Origin of the sequence: Colwellia sp. D2M02, assembly GCF_018860755.1 — a bacterium.
Taxonomy (GTDB): domain Bacteria; phylum Pseudomonadota; class Gammaproteobacteria; order Enterobacterales; family Alteromonadaceae; genus Colwellia; species Colwellia asteriadis.
The window spans coordinates 1-17,812 of the sequence record NZ_JAHKPW010000062.1; the positions used below are offsets into that span (position 1 = coordinate 1).

A 17,812-nucleotide genomic window follows, 5' to 3' on the forward strand; every position below is an offset into this window, starting at 1 on the left:
TTACTAACACTGTACCTAATAATTAGTTTATTAATACTTGAAAAAGGTCGCTTATGCGACCTTTTTTGATCTTACTGTAGAATAACGTCGTTATTCACCTCGAACAGCTTCTTATCTAGTGCAATTATGCAAATAGTCCTTGAGTATACCGCTATGCTAAGTATAATAGCGCCTCACTTCTCGAGTATCTCTTAATCCCAAACAACTAAGATTCATTCGATAAGTGTAATTATTGCGTGAACAGGTAGGTGCCTGTTGTGTAATCGTAGGGGTGTAGTTCCAATTGGTAGAACAGCGGTCTCCAAAACCGATGGTTGGGAGTTCGAGTCTCTCCACCCCTGCCATATTAAAGACATGCTTTATGCATGCTTCACAGTGTTATAAAGAATACTGTTTTTTGCAAAATTTTTGATAATGACGGAATAGAAATATGAATGCGAGTACAGAAGAGCAAGTAGGTAGTTCTTTCGATACGCTAAAGTGGGGCGTTATAATCTTACTTTTAGCAGGTGCAGTAGCTGGAAACTACATTTATAGTGGTGAATCACCATTTATTAGAGCACTTGGTGTTGTTGTAGCGGTAGCTGTTGCAGGCCTAATTGCTATGCAAACACAGAAAGGTCGTTCAGGCTTTGAGTTTGCTAAAGAAGCGCGGACAGAAGTACGTAAAGTTATTTGGCCTACTCGCCAAGAAGCAATACAAACGACAGGCATAGTGTTAGTTGTAACATTATTGATGTCATTATTACTTTGGGGATTAGACTCTGTTCTATTCTGGTTAGTTGGTTTGGTTACTGGTATGCAGGTTTAGTTATGACTGAAGAAATCTTAAATGATAATACGCCTGAAGATGGCGAGCAAGAACAGCAAGTAACTCAAAACCCTAAATTACGCTGGTATGTAGTACAAGCGTTTTCTGGTTATGAAGGTCGTGTGCAAAAGACTTTACTTGAGCATATTGAAATTCAAGGCTTACAAGATAAATTTGGTGAAATTCTTGTGCCAACTGAAGAAGTTGTAGAAATGCGTGCGGGTCAAAAGCGTAAAAGCTCTCGTAAATTCTTTCCAGGCTATGTTTTAGTACAAATGGAAATGGATGTAGATGCGTGGCATTTAGTGAAAAGTGTACCACGTGTACTTGGTTTTATTGGCGGAACGAGTGATCGTCCAGCACCAATTTCACAACGTGAGGCTGACAGAATTCTACAACGTCTTGAAGAAACTGATAAGCCTAAACCTAAAACATTGTTTGAGCCAGGTGAAGTTGTTCGTGTTATTGATGGACCATTTGCTGACTTTAATGGTGTGGTTGAAGAGCTTGACTATGAGAAGAACCGAATTAAAGTATCGGTACTTATCTTTGGTCGTTCAACGCCAGTAGATTTAGAATTTGGTCAAGTAGAGAAAAGTAGTTAAGCTACACTCATATATTGATTATCAAAACGCTTGCCCTGTGCAGGCGTTTTTTGTTTTTAGAAGCGGGATTTCGTATTGTGCGATGTTAGCTCCTTTTGCTTTCTCCCTTTTAGTCAAAGCAGGCTATAAGGGGTAATACTATAACAGTGTCTTTCGCTCTTACTTTTTAAGGGTGGTAAACCTGAACAATGCCATTTACTCATATCATTGATAATATGTTACTTCTTATGACGTTAACTACTTCTTTAGCTACCTCAAAAATTTACTACTACAACAATAGAAATGGCTAATGCTATTACAAATAGACTAAGCGCTAACTTGAACTTGATGATGAATTTAAAAATGATAGAAAAATATTACTATTGCATTGAAAAGTGTCGCAATAAATAAAGTGAGCAAGCACAATAGTTGAGCATTTTCTTTATAAAGTGCGGTTTAAATTTACAAGTTTATATCGGCTTTTAAATTTAAACGGTTATGAGGACCTCGACTTTCCCTCACTCACAGCTGATATTCTTTTATAGGTATCAGCTTTTTTTTATTTCAAATAAAGAGAGTCGAAAAGAGTAGAAAATAGATGAACAAACGTTAGCCTATTCAAACTTCTCTTGATATATTTTATTAGTCACATGAAACTCATTATGGCATTAGATGTAATGTATTAAAGGAATAGTAATGAAAGCGATCTGTGGAAAAATGATACCTTCAGAGGGCTGCTCTTGGTGGTTTGAAAAGTTTTCTTTTAACAAAATAGAATTTAACTGGCATTATCATTCAGAATACGAGATTTGTTTAACACTCAATAGCCAAGGTTCAAAACATATTGGCGATCATATGAGTCATTATAGTGATGCTGACTTAGTACTCCTTGGGCCTAACCTACCACATAGTTGGCAAGTAAAGTCATATGATGAAACTAAACCATTAATAGTATATGTAGCACAAATACCTGCCCAATGGCTCAATGAGCAAGTGAGTAAAAACCCAGAGTTACAGTTACTGTCTACTATGCTGAAACTCTCAATGCGTGGCTTAGAGTTTAGTCAAGAAGTTACGAAAAAGTCATTAGCTATCTTTGAAGCGATGGAAGGTGCAGAGCCTATAGAGCGTTATATCTTATTATTAAAACTATTAAATTTAATGGTTAAAGATGAAAGTTATCGCGTTCTTTCGAGTAGCTTTTTTACCTTTGGTGATAAAACCGATATTTCTGTTGATAAACTCGATAAAGTTATTAGTTATATATACCAACGATATACAGAGCCATTATGCGCTGATGAATTAGCTAGATTAGCGCATATGAGTACCAATCATTTCCATCGCTTTTTTAAACAACGCACAGAGCAAACATTAAACCAGTTTATTAACCAGCTACGCATTGGTAAAGCTTGTAAACTTTTAGTTAATACTAATGCTTTGATTTCAGTGATTAGTGATCAGTGTGGCTTTAATAACATTTCTAATTTTAATCGACGCTTTCGCATGATTAAAGGCAACACCCCTAAAGAATTCCGTAATAGTATAAAAGCCCCTTCGCCATTATAAAAATGACAAAAAACTTGAAACTCGTGAGCTGGTTAATATATAATCCGCTGCCGCTTATTTTTAGCGAGCACTTAATCTGTTTTTTATCTGCTTAGATGCAAGATAAAAGATGAATTTTGTAAACAGGGAAGCCAACGTTATTTTTATAACAAGTAGCGCTAATTACCCATACTAAAGGTGTTTTAAAATGGCTAAGAAAGTCCAAGCTTTAATCAAGCTACAAGTAGCTGCTGGTGCAGCTAACCCGTCACCACCAGTTGGTCCTGCTTTAGGTCAACACGGTGTTAATATCATGGAATTCTGTAAAGCGTTTAACGCGAAAACAGATTCTTTAGAAAAAGGCGCTCCGGTTCCTGTAGTAATTACTGTATACAGTGACCGTTCGTTTACTTTCGAAACTAAAACTCCACCTGCATCTTTCTTATTGAAAAAAGCAGCTGGTGTTAAGAGTGGTTCTGGCCGTCCTAACACAGAAAAAGTTGGTACTGTAACTACAGCACAACTTGAAGAAATCGTTAAGATGAAAGAACCTGATTTGACTGCTGGTTCACTAGAAGCTGCAGTGCGTACTATTGCGGGTTCTGCTCGTTCAATAGGTTTAGTGGTAGAGGACTAATCAATGGCTAAATTAACAAAACGCGCTCGTCTTATCCGTGAAAAAGTAGACGCAACTAAAGAATACGATATCAGTGAAGCTGTTGCTTTATTAAAAGAATTTGCTACTGCCAACTTCCGTGAAAGCGTTGATGTTGCTGTAAATCTTGGTATCGACGCTCGTAAATCAGACCAAAACGTTCGTGGCGCTACAGTATTACCAAATGGTACTGGCCGTGAAGTACGTGTTGCTGTATTTACACAAGGTGCAAACGCAGAGAAAGCTAAAGAAGCTGGCGCTGACGTTATCGGTATGGAAGACCTAGCTGAGCAAGTAAAAGCTGGCGAAATGAACTTCGACGTTGTTATTGCTTCTCCTGATGCAATGCGTGTTGTTGGTCAATTAGGTCAAATTTTAGGCCCACGTGGTTTAATGCCTAACCCGAAAGTTGGTACTGTAACTCCTGACGTAGCTGGCGCGGTTAAAAACGCTAAGTCTGGTCAGATCCGTTACCGTAACGACAAGAACGGTATCATCCATACTACTATTGGTAAGGCTGATTTCGATGCTGCACAGTTACAACAAAACTTAGAGTCTTTGCTAGAAGCGCTTAAAAAAGCAAAACCAGCAAATGCTAAAGGTCAATATATTAAGAAAGTTTCACTTTCTACTACTATGGGTGCTGGCGTTGCAGTTAACCAAGCAACCTTATCTCAAGCTTAATAATTAATTTTAATATTCTTGAGTAAAGTTCTATATTGAATCTTTACAAGGGCGAAATTATAACCTATAATTTCGCCCCTTAAATTTTGGTAGGAGTTGTGTTGAATTAACGTTGAGTTAATTAAGCATAGCCCCCGTCAAAGACCGTAGGCGCGAAATTTATTTTGCTTAATATTACCTACGTAGATGGTGATTACCCAGATATTTCCTAAAATTTTCTGGTCCTCGCCGTAATGGTCTAACATCTTTGTTGGTGTTAGGGATTGTAAATACCGGATTTTCCGGTGAACCAGGAGTTAAGCCAATGGCTATCAATCTTGATGACAAAAAAGCAATTGTTGCTGAAGTTCAAGAAGCTGCCAAAGGCGCTCAATCAGTTGTAATCGCGGATGCCCGTGGTGTTACAGTTGAAGCTATTACTGTATTGCGTAAGCAAGCACGTGAAAATGGTGTATGGATGAAGGTTGTCCGTAACACATTAGCACGTCGTGCAGTAGAAGGTACTGATTTTGAATGTGTTACTGACGTATTCAAAGGTCCTTCTCTAGTAGCTTTCTCTCAAGAACACCCAGGTGCTGCTGCTCGTTTATTCACAGACTTCGCTAAAACTAACGAAGCTTTTGAATTAAAAGCAGCTGCATTTGAAGGTAACGCAGTAGACGTAAATATGTTAGCTAAGCTACCTACTTACGACGAAGCGATTGCACGTTTAATGAGCGTTATGAAAGAAGCATCTGCCGGCAAACTTTGCCGTACGATTGCTGCAGTTCGCGATCAGAAAGAACAAGAAGCTGCTTAATAGTTTTTCTTTTTATAGAAAATTTATTGTCGCTAATATCTATAATAATATTAGCAATGCTTTTTGTATTTAATAGTTATTCAAACAGCGCTTTACTACTTAAAGATAAGTACAAAGTTTAAGCTGTTTCTTAAAAAACAGGAAATTATATAATGTCTATTTCTAAAGACGATATCCTAAACGCTATTGCTGACATGTCAGTAATGGATGTAGTTGAATTAATCGAAGCAATGGAAGAGAAGTTCGGCGTATCTGCTGCTGCTGCTGTTGCTGTTGCTGGCGGTGACGCTGGTGGTTCTGCTGAAGAGCAAACTGAATTCGACGTAATCTTAACTGGTTTCGGCGATAAGAAAGTTGCTGTAATCAAAGCAGTTCGCGGCGCGACTGGTCTTGGCTTAAAAGAAGCTAAAGACTTAGTTGAATCAGCTCCTAAAGCACTTAAAGAAGGTGTTGAAAAAGCTGAAGCTGAAGAACTTAAGAAAGCTCTTGAAGAAGCTGGTGCTTCTGTTGAGATCAAATAATCTGTTTTTAAACAGATTATTTGCCTGAAAAGGCATGGCTGGTGATTTAAACGTCACCGGCCTTTTTGCGCTAAATTATTTGATGTTTTTTTAATCGAAACAGTGCATTATTTAGCGTTAGGTGATTATGATTCATAATTACCTAGTAATGTTTAGACGTAAACATTATCGAAATAACCTGTCTATGTGGGCATTGCTCACTAGACAGATTTGGCCATAACCAGCAAGCTGAGGAACCCCATGGCTTACTCATACTTTGAGAAAAAGCGAATTAGAAAGGACTTTGGTAAAAGTGTACAAGTAATGGAATATCCATTCTTGTTATCCATTCAACTCGATTCTTTCCGCAAGTTTATTGATATTGATGCAACAGGTGAAACCGGTCTAGAGGCTGCTTTTCGTTCTATTTTCCCAATTAAAGCTTATTCAGGTAGCTCAGAATTACAATATGTAAGCTATCGTTTAGGTGAACCGTTATTTGACGTGAAAGAATGTCAAATACGTGGTGTAACTTATTCTGCACCGCTGCGCGTAAAATTACGTTTAGTGGTATACGATAAAGAAGCTCCGGCAGGTACTGTAAAAGATATCAAAGAACAAGAAGTGTACATGGGCGAAATCCCGTTGATGACAGATAACGGTACTTTTGTAATTAATGGTACTGAGCGTGTTATCGTTTCACAGTTACACCGTTCTCCTGGTGTATTCTTTGATCACGATAAAGGCAAAACGCATTCATCGGGTAAAGTTTTATATAACGCACGCGTTATTCCTTACCGTGGTTCATGGTTAGATTTTGAATTCGATCCAAAAGATAACTTATTTGTTCGTATCGATAGACGTCGTAAATTACCTGCGTCAATTATCTTACGTGCATTAGAATATTCAACAGAAGAAATCTTAGATATTTTCTATGACACAACTAACTTCACTATTAAAGGTGATAAGTTGATCATGGATTTAATCCCTGAGCGTCTTCGTGGTGAAACGGCAACATTTGATATTTCAATTAAGAAAGGTGAAGTATTAGTTGAACAAGGTCGTCGTATTACTGCTCGTCATATTCGTTCATTATCAAAAGCTAATGTTGATAAGTTAGAAGTACCAGCAGACTATATTGTTGGTCGTGTATTGTCACAAGCATACATTGACAAATCTACAGGTGAAGTGATTGCAGAAGCGAACGCTGAATTAACCTTAGAATTATTAGCTGAATTAAGCCAAGCTGGCCATAAAGTACTTTCAACTTTATACATGAACGAATTTGATGTTGGTTCATACATGTCAGACACTATCCGTGTAGATAGCTCAACGAATAAGCTTGAAGCTTTAGTTGAAATTTACCGTATGATGCGCCCAGGCGAGCCACCAACTAAAGATGCTGCTGAAGCATTATTTACTAACTTATTCTTTGCTGCTGAACGCTATGACTTATCGACCGTTGGTCGTATGAAGTTTAACCGTCGTGTTGGTAATGCTGATGATGTTGGTTCTGGTGTTTTATCTAAAGAAGACATTATCTCAGTAATGAAAACCTTAATCGACATTCGTGACGGTAAAGGTGAAGTAGATGATATTGACCATTTAGGTAACCGTCGTATTCGCTCTGTAGGTGAAATGGCTGAAAACCAATTCCGTGTTGGTCTTGTTCGTGTTGAACGTGCGGTACGTGAACGTTTAAGTCTTGGTGACTTAGACGCAATCATGCCACAAGATTTAATTAACGCAAAACCAATTTCTGCGGCAGTGAAAGAGTTCTTTGGCTCATCACAATTGTCACAGTTTATGGATCAAAACAACCCGTTATCGGAAGTTACGCATAAACGTCGTATCTCTGCATTAGGCCCAGGTGGTTTAACGCGTGAACGTGCAGGCTTCGAAGTACGTGACGTACATCCAACTCACTATGGTCGTGTTTGTCCAATCGAAACGCCAGAGGGTCCAAACATTGGTTTGATCAACTCGCTTTCTTGTTACGCACGTACTAACGATTACGGTTTCTTAGAAACACCTTACCGTAAAGTGGTTGATGGTTTAGTTACTGACGATATTGATTACTTATCAGCAATTGAAGAGGGTAACTTTGTTATCGCTCAGGCAAATGCTGAACGTAATGATGACAATAAACTCATTCAAGATTTAGTTAACTGTCGTTTCAAAAATGAATTTACGCTGAAATCTTCAGCTGAAGTTCAATATATGGACGTATCTCCACAGCAAATTATCTCGGTAGCGGCTTCACTTATTCCGTTCTTAGAACACGATGATGCTAACCGTGCCTTAATGGGCTCGAACATGCAACGTCAAGCGGTTCCAACACTTATCGTTGATAAGCCTTTAGTTGGTACTGGTATGGAAAAAGTGGTAGCGGTAGACTCAGGTGTTACTGCGGTTGCTAAACGTGGTGGTGTTGTTACTTACGTAGATGCATCACGTATTGTTGTAAAAGTTAATGAAAATGAAATGCTTGCTGGTGAAGCAGGTATTGATATTTACAACTTAACTAAATACACACGTTCAAACCAAAATACATGTATCAACCAACGTCCAGTGTGTCGTTTAGGTGAGCCAGTAGTACGTGGCGATGTATTAGCTGATGGTCCATCAACTGACATGGGTGAGCTTGCGCTTGGTCAAAACATGCGTATAGCGTTCATGCCGTGGAATGGTTACAACTTTGAAGATTCAATGTTGTTATCTGAGCGTGTTGCCATTGAAGACAGATTTACTACTATTCACATCCAAGAATTAACGTGTATTGCGCGTGATACTAAATTGGGTAGTGAAGAAATTACTGCAGATATTCCAAACGTTGGCGAATCAGCATTATCTAAATTAGATGAAGCTGGTGTTGTTTACATTGGTGCTGAAGTAAATGGTGGCGATATCTTAGTTGGTAAAGTAACTCCTAAAGGTGAAACACAACTTACTCCAGAAGAAAAGCTATTACGTGCTATTTTTGGTGAGAAAGCGGCAGACGTTAAAGATAGCTCTTTACGTGTTCCTAACTCAGTAAAAGGTACTATCATTGATGTTCAAATCTTCACACGTGACGGCGTTGAAAAAGATGCTCGCGCTGTAGAAATTGAACAAATGCAACTTAAAGAAGTTAAGAAAGATCTTGGCGATGAATTAAGCATTTTCGAAGATGGTATTTATGCCCGTACTAAGAAGTTATTGTTATCTGCAGGCTTAAACGAATCAGACTTAACGTCTATGTCTCGTGATAAGTGGTTAGTTCAAAACTTAAGCGACGAAGCGCAGCAAGCTGAATTAGAGCAAATTGCTGAGCAGTGGGATAACATCAAAGCTGACTTCGACAAGAAATTTGAAATTAAGCGTCGTAAGATCACTCAAGGTGATGACTTACAACCTGGCGTATTAAAAATTGTTAAAGTTTACTTAGCCGTTAAACGTCGTATTCAGCCAGGTGATAAAATGGCTGGTCGTCATGGTAACAAAGGTGTTATTTCAAACGTAGTACCTGTTGAAGATATGCCATACGATGAGCACGGTGTTCCAGTTGATATCGTATTGAACCCATTAGGTGTTCCATCACGTATGAACATTGGTCAGATCTTAGAAACTCACTTAGGCATGGCCTGTCGTGGTGTTGGTGAAAAGATTAACCGTATGCTAGAAGCACAACAAGAAATTCACAAGCTACGTAACTTCATTCAAGATGTTTACAATGTAGGTGAATCTCGTCAAAACGTTGATGTTGCTAGCTTCTCTGATGATGAAGTTATGCGCTTAGCAGCTAACTTACGTGCAGGTTTACCAATTGCTACTCCAGCATTTGACGGTGCAGCCGAGAAAGAAATTAAAGAGTTATTCAAGCTTGCTGATATGCCAGAAAGTGGCCAGTTCGTGTTAACTGATGGCCGTACTGGTCGTGAGTTTGAGCGTCCGGTAACTGTTGGTTATATGTATATGTTAAAACTAAACCATTTAGTTGATGACAAAATGCATGCTCGTTCAACTGGTTCTTACTCACTAGTAACTCAGCAACCACTTGGTGGTAAAGCTCAGTTCGGTGGTCAGCGTTTTGGTGAGATGGAAGTATGGGCCTTAGAAGCATACGGCGCAGCTTACACGTTACAAGAAATGCTAACAGTTAAGTCTGATGATGTTAACGGTCGTACTAAGATGTATAAAAACTTAGTTGACGGTGACCATAGAATGGAGCCAGGTATTCCTGAATCATTCAACGTATTGTTGAAAGAAATCCGTTCGTTAGGTATCAACATCGAACTATCTGAAGACTAGTTACCGTAATTAGTTAGCCAGTTTAATCATAGGATTAAACTGGTAAGCGAAGAAGGCAGTAATGCCTTCTTTTCAAAGTTTAACTCCGACAGGAGAAGTGTGTGAAAGATTTACTTAAGTTTCTTAAGCAACAAAATCAAACCGAAGAGTTCGATGGTATTCGCATCGGCTTAGCGTCGCCAGACTTGGTACGTTCATGGTCATATGGTGAAGTTAAAAAGCCAGAAACCATTAACTACAGAACATTTAAGCCTGAGCGTGACGGTTTATTCTGTGCGCGTATTTTTGGACCAGTTAAAGATTACGAATGTCTTTGTGGTAAATACAAACGCTTAAAGCACCGTGGTGTTATTTGTGAGAAGTGTGGCGTAGAAGTTACCTTAACGAAAGTTCGTCGTGACCGTATGGGTCATATCGAATTAGCAAGCCCAGTTGCTCACATTTGGTTCTTAAAATCGTTACCGTCACGTATCGGTTTATTACTTGATATGACATTACGTGATATCGAGCGTGTACTTTATTTTGAATCGTACGTTGTTACCGAGCCAGGTATGACTACGTTAGAAAAAAGCCAAATTTTAACGGAAGAAGAATATCTTGACGCGTTAGAAGAGCACGGTGATGAATTTGACGCCCTTATGGGTGCTGAAGCAGTTTTAGCTTTACTACAACAAATTGATTTAGATGGCGAAGTAGCGCAAATGCGTGAAGAGTTACCTGAAATTGGTAGTGAAACTAAACGTAAAAAAATTACTAAGCGTTTAAAATTAATGGAAGCATTCGCTGCTTCAGGTAACAAGCCTGAGTGGATGATTATGAATGTTTTACCAATTTTACCGCCTGATTTACGTCCATTAGTACCGTTAGATGGCGGCCGCTTTGCGACTTCAGATCTTAACGACTTATACCGTCGTGTAATCAACCGTAACAACCGTTTAAAACGTCTTCTAGACTTAGTTGCTCCAGACATTATCGTACGTAACGAAAAGCGTATGTTACAAGAGTCTGTTGATGCACTTTTAGATAACGGTCGTCGCGGTCGTGCAATAACCGGTTCTAACAAACGTCCTCTTAAATCTCTTGCTGATATGATCAAGGGTAAACAAGGTCGTTTCCGTCAAAACTTATTAGGTAAGCGTGTAGATTACTCAGGTCGTTCTGTAATTACCGTTGGTCCTACATTACGTTTACACCAGTGTGGTTTACCTAAGAAAATGGCATTAGAGTTATTCAAGCCATTTATTTACGGTAAATTAGAAGCGCGTGGTTTAGCGACTACTATTAAAGCAGCTAAAAAATTAGTTGAGCGTGAAGGTGCTGAAGTTTGGGATGTACTTGATGAAGTAATCCGTGAACATCCAGTAATGCTTAACCGTGCACCAACACTTCATAGATTGGGTATCCAAGCATTTGAACCTGTATTAATTGAAGGTAAAGCAATTCACCTTCACCCATTAGTTTGTGCGGCATACAATGCCGATTTCGATGGTGACCAAATGGCGGTACATGTACCGTTAACAATCGAAGCACAAATGGAAGCACGTACGTTGATGATGTCAACAAACAACGTTCTTGCACCAGCTAACGGTGAGCCAATCATAGTACCATCACAAGATGTTGTATTAGGTCTTTACTACTTAACGCGTGACCGTGTTAATGGTTTAGGTGAAGGCATGGTATTTACAGATGCTAAAGAAGCAGAAAAAGCTTACCGTACTGGTGTTGCTGAGCTTCACGCTCGCGTTAAAATTCGTATTACAGAGCATGTTAAAAATGCAGATGGCGAATTAGTAGCAACAACAACGTTACGCGATACTACTATTGGTCGTGCCATTATGTGGCAAATATGTCCTAAGGGTTTACCTTACGACTTAATCGATCAGCCGCTAGGTAAAAAGCCTATTTCTAAGCTAATCAACCATGCGTACCGTAACTTAGGTTTAAAAGCTACCGTTATCTTTGCTGATCAAATTATGTACACTGGTTTCCATTACGCGATGGTTGCAGGTTGTTCTGTTGGTATCGACGATATGGTTATCCCAGATGCTAAGTACACTATTATTGAAGATTCAGAAGCAGAAGTTGCTGAAATTCAAGCGCAGTTTGACCAAGGTCTTGTAACTGCAGGTGAGAAGTACAACAAAGTAATCGATATCTGGTCATCAGCTAACGAAAAAGTTTCGAAAGCGATGATGGATAACTTATCAAAAGAGCATATCTTAAATCGTGATGGTGAAATGGAAGAGCAAGATTCTTTCAACTCTATCTTTATGATGGCTGACTCGGGTGCTCGTGGTAGTGCCGCACAGATTCGTCAGCTAGCGGGTATGCGTGGTTTGATGGCTAAACCAGATGGTTCAATCATCGAAACACCAATCACGGCTAACTTCCGTGAAGGTCTTAACGTATTACAATACTTTATTTCAACTCACGGTGCGCGTAAAGGTCTTGCCGATACGGCACTTAAAACAGCTAACTCGGGTTACTTAACTCGTCGTTTAGTAGACGTTGCACAAGATTTAGTGGTAACTGAGCATGACTGTGGTACACACGATGGCTTATTAATGACACCATTAATTGAAGGTGGTGATGTTGTTGAACCATTACGTGAACGCGTATTAGGTCGTGTTGTTGCTGAAGATGTATTTATTCCTGGTACAGAAGAAGTTTTACTTGCCCGTAATACATTAATCGACGAAACACTTTGTGATGTAATTGAAGCTAACTCAGTTGATCAAATTAAAGTACGTTCAATCATTACTTGTAAAACTGACTTTGGTATTTGTGCTAATTGTTACGGTCGTGATTTGGCTCGTGGTCATATGATCAACCAAGGTGAAGCAATTGGTGTTGTTGCGGCACAATCAATTGGTGAACCAGGTACACAGTTAACCATGCGTACGTTCCATATCGGTGGTGCTGCATCGCGTGCTACTGCTGAAAACAGCGTACAAGTTAAAAATACTGGTCACTTGAAATTACAAAATGCTAAATTTGTAACTAACTCAGATAAGCACCTTGTTATTACTTCACGTTCATCAGAAATAACTATCATTGATGAAATGGGACGTGAGAAAGAACGTTATAAAGTACCTTACGGTTCTGTACTTTCTAAGAGTGATGGTGAAGCAGTAACTTCTGGCGATACAATCGCTAACTGGGACCCACATACTCACCCTATTATTACTGAGGTTGCAGGTAAGGTTCAATTCGTTGACTTAGTTGATGGCGTAACTATGGTTCGCCAAACAGATGAACTAACAGGTTTATCAAGTATTGTTATTACCGATGCAGCTCAACGTAACTCTACGGGTAAAGAAATGCGCCCAGCATTGAAGTTGATTGATGCTAAAGGTAAAGAAGTAATGATTGCCGGTACTGAAATTCCAGCACTTTACTATTTACCAGGTAACGCAATCGTAAACTTAGAAGATGGCGCAGACGTAAACATTGGTGATGCACTTGCTCGTATACCACAAGCAAGCTCAAAAACTCGTGATATTACCGGTGGTCTTCCTCGTGTTGCTGACTTATTTGAAGCGCGTAAGCCTAAACTTCCTGCAATTCTTGCAGAGAAAACAGGTGTTGTTGCTTTCGGTAAAGAAACTAAAGGTAAAGTGCGCTTATTGATCACTCAACCTAATGGTGAAGTTTACGAAGAGATGATTCCGAAAACACGTCAATTAAATATCTATGAAGGTGAACCAGTTATCAAAGGTGAAGTTATTGCCGATGGTCCTGAGTCTCCACACGATATCTTACGTTTACGTGGTGTTGCTCCAGTTGCTAATTACATTGTTAACGAAGTACAAGAAGTTTACCGTTTACAGGGTGTTAAGATTAACGATAAGCACATTGAAGTTATCGTACGTCAAATGATCCGTAAGTGTGAAATTCTTGATGCAGGTGACTCTGAGTTCCTTAAAGGCGAACAAGTTGAAGTGGCGCGCGTAAACATTGCGAACCGTGAACTTGAAGCTGCTGGCAAGCAACCTGCTGAATATGAAATGCAAATGATGGGTATTACTAAAGCATCATTAGCAACTGAATCATTTATTTCAGCGGCATCTTTCCAAGAAACAACACGTGTACTAACTGAAGCTGCTGTTGCAGGTAAGAAAGACGGTTTACGTGGCTTGAAAGAAAACGTAATTGTTGGTCGTTTAATTCCAGCAGGTACTGGTTATGCTTATCATCAGGAACGCGCAAAAGCAAAAGCTGCTTTTGATGCACATGAAGATACAACCGTTTCAGCTGATGACGCTGAAAAAGCATTAACCGATGCGTTAAATGCAGATTTACTTGCCGATGATGGCGAAGTAAGCCTGTAGCACTATACGTTTATATTGAGCTGTAGAGTAGTAAAACACTTGACAGCTCAATCATTGACCTATAGAATTCCGCGACCTTATATTCTGTGCTTCGTGTGCATAATAAAAGGTTTGCGGATTTTTTCGTTTATGAGCGCGTAAATCTTTTCCATTGATTTGAGATTTACGCAATAAATTTATCAAGGCTACTTTCCTTGGTAACAACTAATCAGGAGCTATAATGGCAACTATTAACCAACTAGTACGTAAACCACGTGTTAGACAGGTAACTAAAAGTAACGTTCCAGCGTTACAAGCCTGTCCACAACGTCGTGGCGTTTGTACTCGTGTGTATACTACTACACCAAAAAAACCTAACTCAGCATTACGTAAAGTTGCTCGTGTTCGTTTAACTAACGGCTTTGAAGTTACTTCTTACATCGGTGGTGAAGGTCACAACTTACAAGAGCATAGTGTTATCTTGATTCGTGGTGGTCGTGTTAAAGATTTACCAGGTGTACGTTACCACACCGTTCGTGGCGCACTAGATTGTTCTGGTGTAAGCGACAGAAGACAAGGCCGTTCTAAATACGGTGCTAAGCGACCTAAATCTTAAGTTTTCCTTTCTCTATCCTTAAGGTTAGAGTCACGAAACGTTAAGTAAGGCCAAATTAACAAATTTTTTAAATTTATATATTTTGGATTTATCCTGAATACTACGGAGAATTAAGATGCCAAGAAGACGCGTCGTAGGGCAACGTAAAATATTGCCAGATCCTAAGTTCCATAACGAACTTTTAGCAAAATTCATCAACATCCTTATGGTTGATGGTAAGAAATCTACTGCAGAAAAAATTGTATACGGTGCATTAGACATTTTAACTGAAAAGAATAGCGAAAAAACTCACTTAGAGCTTTTCGAAATTGCTTTAGATAACATCCGTCCACAAGTTGAGGTTAAATCTCGTCGTGTTGGTGGTTCTACTTATCAAGTTCCAGTTGAAGTTCGTCCAGTTCGTCGTAATGCTCTAGCCATGCGTTGGTTAGTTGATGCAGCTCGTAAACGTGGTGAAAAATCAATGGCTCAGCGCCTAGCTAACGAAATGTTAGATGCGTCTGACAGCAAAGGTTCAGCGGTTAAGAAACGTGAAGACGTTCACCGTATGGCTGAAGCTAACAAAGCATTCGCTCACTACCGCTGGTAAGATAGCAGTATTGAACGAAAGTGTTATTGGCTGTAAAGCTAATAAATGGCTAGCAAGAGTTACTCTTGCTAGCCATACTCTTTTATAGTGTTGGCTATTTAACTGGTTAATGAATAAACATTAGCTCAGCTCTATTAAGTAAATAATTGTATTAACGAATATTTACTTAATAGAACTACATAATTACTAAATTTAGTATTGAGGATATCAATTTGGCTCGTATCACCCCTATAGAGCGCTATCGTAATATCGGTATTTGTGCGCACGTAGATGCCGGTAAAACGACAACCACAGAACGCGTTTTGTTCTATACAGGCCTTTCTCATAAAATTGGTGAAGTGCATGATGGTGCAGCCACCATGGACTGGATGGAACAAGAACAAGAACGTGGTATTACTATTACGTCTGCTGCAACAACCTGTTTTTGGAAAGGAATGGAAGGTCAATTTGATGATCATCGCATTAATATTATCGATACTCCAGGGCACGTTGACTTCACTATTGAAGTAGAACGTTCTTTACGTGTACTTGATGGCGCCGTATTAGTGTTATGTGGCTCCTCTGGTGTACAGCCACAAACTGAAACTGTTTGGCGACAAATGGAGAAATACGCTGTTCCTCGCATGGTTTTTGTTAATAAAATGGACCGAACAGGTGCTAACTTTTTATCGGTAGTTGAACAGTTAAAAACTCGCTTAGGTGCTAATGCAGTTCCTATGCATTTAGCGATAGGCTCTGAAGATGAGTTTGAAGGCGTTGTTGACCTCGTAAAAATGAAAGCGATCAACTGGACTGAAAGTGATCAAGGGATGACTTTTACTTATGAAGATATTCCAGCTGATATGCAAGATCTTGCCGAAGAATGGCGTGAGAACTTAGTTTCAGAAGCGGCAGAAGCCAATGATGAGTTAATGGAAAAATACCTTGAAGAAGGTGAGTTATCAGAAGCCGAAATTAAAGTAGGCTTACGTGCTCGTACATTAGCGAATGAAATAATTTTATGTAGTTGTGGTAGCGCTTTTAAGAATAAAGGCGTACAAGCAGTACTTGATGCGGTAATTGAATATTTACCATCACCAACTGAAGTTGCGGCAATCACAGGTATTAATGACGATAAAGATGAAACAGAAGGTACTCGACCTGCTGATGATAACGCGCCGTTTGCTGCGTTAGCCTTTAAAATTGCAACAGACCCTTTTGTAGGGACTTTAACTTTCTTCCGCGTTTATTCGGGAGTAGTACAAACGGGTGATAGTGTTTATAACCCGGTTAAAGGCAAAAAAGAACGCTTTGGACGTATCGTTCAAATGCATGCTAACGACAGACAAGAAATTAAAGAAGTACGTGCTGGTGATATTGCCGCTGCTATCGGTTTGAAAGATGTCACCACAGGTGATACTTTATGTGACGCAGGTCATGTAATTACATTAGAACGTATGGAATTCCCTGAACCAGTAATCTCTGTAGCAGTTGAACCTAGAACATTAGCAGCCCAAGAAAAAATGGCTATAGCGTTAGGTAAACTTGCTGCGGAAGATCCATCATTTAGAGTAACAACTGATGATGAAACAGGTCAGACTATTATTTCTGGCATGGGTGAACTACATTTAGATATTCTTGTTGAACGCATGAAACGTGAGTTTAGCGTGGAATGTAATGTAGGTAACCCTCAAGTGTCTTATCGAGAAACTATTCGTAAGACAGTTGAAGTTGAAGGAAAATTTGTACGTCAATCAGGCGGTAAAGGGCAATATGGCCATGTTTGGTTGAAGTTAGAGCCTCGTGAAGAAGGCGCTGGTTTTGAGTTCGTCAACGAAGTTGTTGGTGGCGCAGTACCTAAAGAATATATTCCTGCGGTTGAGAAGGGCTGTAAAGAGCAAATGGAAAGCGGCGTATTAGCTGGTTTTCCATTACTTGACATTAAAGCAACGCTTTATGATGGCTCTTTTCATGATGTTGACTCTAACGAAATGGCATTTAAAGTTGCCGCATCAATGGGTTTTAGAAAGGGCGTGCTTGAAGCAGACCCTGTTATTTTAGAGCCAATGATGAAAGTTGAAGTTACAACACCTGAAGCTAACATGGGTGATGTTGTTGGCGATTTAAATCGTCGTCGCGGCATGATCGATGGTATGGATGAAGGACCAGCAGGTTTGAAAATAGTAAATGCATTAGTGCCATTAGCCGAGATGTTTGGCTATGCTACTGACTTGCGTAGTGCTACGCAAGGTCGCGCATCTTACTCTATGGAGTTTCAACAATATAATGAAACTTCAAAACAAGTAGCACAAAAAATTATGGAAACTCGTTAGGGTTTTTATAAAAAAGAATATTTAATTTTTATATCTGGCAAGGTCGTTTTGACTGCGCCTTTTACTTTATTAGTAAACTAAACTTAAAGGTAATTGAAAAATGGCTAAAGAAAAATT

General features: G+C 39.3%; 12 protein-coding genes and 1 tRNA gene. All 13 read left to right on the top strand.

Going from position 1 to position 17,812, the window contains the following annotated elements:
• Positions 1 to 267: 267 nt before the first annotated feature.
• The 13 genes from KO495_RS11115 (at position 268) to fusA (ending at position 17,695) form a co-directional block, all read left to right on the top strand.
• Positions 268 to 344 (top strand) — tRNA-Trp (locus KO495_RS11115).
• An 86-nt stretch (positions 345 to 430) separates the two neighbouring features.
• Positions 431 to 811, top strand: a complete 381-nt coding sequence (gene secE, locus KO495_RS11120; protein ID WP_215980486.1) for a preprotein translocase subunit SecE — start codon at positions 431 to 433, stop codon at positions 809 to 811.
• A gap of 2 nt (positions 812 to 813) precedes the next feature.
• Entirely contained in the window at positions 814 to 1,416 is a 603-nt protein-coding gene (gene nusG / locus KO495_RS11125) for a transcription termination/antitermination protein NusG (protein ID WP_215980487.1), read from the top strand.
• A gap of 675 nt (positions 1,417 to 2,091) precedes the next feature.
• Positions 2,092 to 2,961, top strand: a complete 870-nt coding sequence (locus tag KO495_RS11130) for an AraC family transcriptional regulator (protein ID WP_215980488.1) — start codon at positions 2,092 to 2,094, stop codon at positions 2,959 to 2,961.
• 187 nt (positions 2,962 to 3,148) lie between these two features.
• Complete coding sequence (rplK, locus tag KO495_RS11135) at positions 3,149 to 3,577, top strand: 50S ribosomal protein L11 (protein WP_215980489.1); 429 nt, start codon at positions 3,149 to 3,151, stop codon at positions 3,575 to 3,577.
• A gap of 3 nt (positions 3,578 to 3,580) precedes the next feature.
• Positions 3,581 to 4,279: a 50S ribosomal protein L1 gene (gene rplA / locus KO495_RS11140; protein WP_215980490.1), complete on the top strand. Its 699-nt coding sequence runs from the start codon at positions 3,581 to 3,583 to the stop codon at positions 4,277 to 4,279.
• A 304-nt stretch (positions 4,280 to 4,583) separates the two neighbouring features.
• Entirely contained in the window at positions 4,584 to 5,078 is a 495-nt protein-coding gene (rplJ, locus tag KO495_RS11145) for a 50S ribosomal protein L10 (RefSeq protein WP_215980491.1), read from the top strand.
• Positions 5,079 to 5,230: 152 nt separating this feature from the next.
• Entirely contained in the window at positions 5,231 to 5,599 is a 369-nt protein-coding gene (rplL, locus tag KO495_RS11150; RefSeq protein ID WP_215980492.1) for a 50S ribosomal protein L7/L12, read from the top strand.
• Between the two features lie 240 nt (positions 5,600 to 5,839).
• Positions 5,840 to 9,868: a DNA-directed RNA polymerase subunit beta gene (gene rpoB / locus KO495_RS11155; protein WP_215980493.1), complete on the top strand. Its 4,029-nt coding sequence runs from the start codon at positions 5,840 to 5,842 to the stop codon at positions 9,866 to 9,868.
• A gap of 101 nt (positions 9,869 to 9,969) precedes the next feature.
• Positions 9,970 to 14,199: a DNA-directed RNA polymerase subunit beta' gene (rpoC, locus tag KO495_RS11160; protein ID WP_215980494.1), complete on the top strand. Its 4,230-nt coding sequence runs from the start codon at positions 9,970 to 9,972 to the stop codon at positions 14,197 to 14,199.
• Positions 14,200 to 14,419: 220 nt separating this feature from the next.
• The gene (gene rpsL / locus KO495_RS11165; protein ID WP_011045492.1) at positions 14,420 to 14,794 is read left to right on the top strand and encodes a 30S ribosomal protein S12; all 375 of its coding nucleotides are present in this window, start codon (positions 14,420 to 14,422) and stop codon (positions 14,792 to 14,794) included.
• A 115-nt stretch (positions 14,795 to 14,909) separates the two neighbouring features.
• Positions 14,910 to 15,383 carry a 30S ribosomal protein S7 gene (gene rpsG, locus KO495_RS11170; protein WP_215980495.1) on the top strand — a complete coding sequence of 158 codons (474 nt, stop codon included), beginning with the start codon at positions 14,910 to 14,912 and terminating at the stop codon, positions 15,381 to 15,383.
• A 212-nt stretch (positions 15,384 to 15,595) separates the two neighbouring features.
• Complete coding sequence (gene fusA / locus KO495_RS11175) at positions 15,596 to 17,695, top strand: elongation factor G (protein ID WP_215980496.1); 2,100 nt, start codon at positions 15,596 to 15,598, stop codon at positions 17,693 to 17,695.
• Positions 17,696 to 17,812: the final 117 nt, after the last annotated feature.

Excerpts from the sequence above, each read along its gene's own strand:
- nusG (WP_215980487.1), top strand. The coding sequence starts at position 814 with ATGACTGAAGAAATCTTAAATGATAATACGCCTGAAGATGGCGAGCAA.
- rpsL (WP_011045492.1), top strand. The coding sequence starts at position 14,420 with ATGGCAACTATTAACCAACTAGTACGTAAACCACGTGTTAGACAGGTA.
- rplJ (WP_215980491.1), top strand. The coding sequence starts at position 4,584 with ATGGCTATCAATCTTGATGACAAAAAAGCAATTGTTGCTGAAGTTCAA.
- rplL (WP_215980492.1), top strand. The coding sequence starts at position 5,231 with ATGTCTATTTCTAAAGACGATATCCTAAACGCTATTGCTGACATGTCA.
- rplK (WP_215980489.1), top strand. The coding sequence starts at position 3,149 with ATGGCTAAGAAAGTCCAAGCTTTAATCAAGCTACAAGTAGCTGCTGGT.
- rpsG (WP_215980495.1), top strand. The coding sequence starts at position 14,910 with ATGCCAAGAAGACGCGTCGTAGGGCAACGTAAAATATTGCCAGATCCT.
- rplA (WP_215980490.1), top strand. The coding sequence starts at position 3,581 with ATGGCTAAATTAACAAAACGCGCTCGTCTTATCCGTGAAAAAGTAGAC.
- secE (WP_215980486.1), top strand. The coding sequence starts at position 431 with ATGAATGCGAGTACAGAAGAGCAAGTAGGTAGTTCTTTCGATACGCTA.
- rpoB (WP_215980493.1), top strand. The coding sequence starts at position 5,840 with ATGGCTTACTCATACTTTGAGAAAAAGCGAATTAGAAAGGACTTTGGT.
- KO495_RS11130 (WP_215980488.1), top strand. The coding sequence starts at position 2,092 with ATGAAAGCGATCTGTGGAAAAATGATACCTTCAGAGGGCTGCTCTTGG.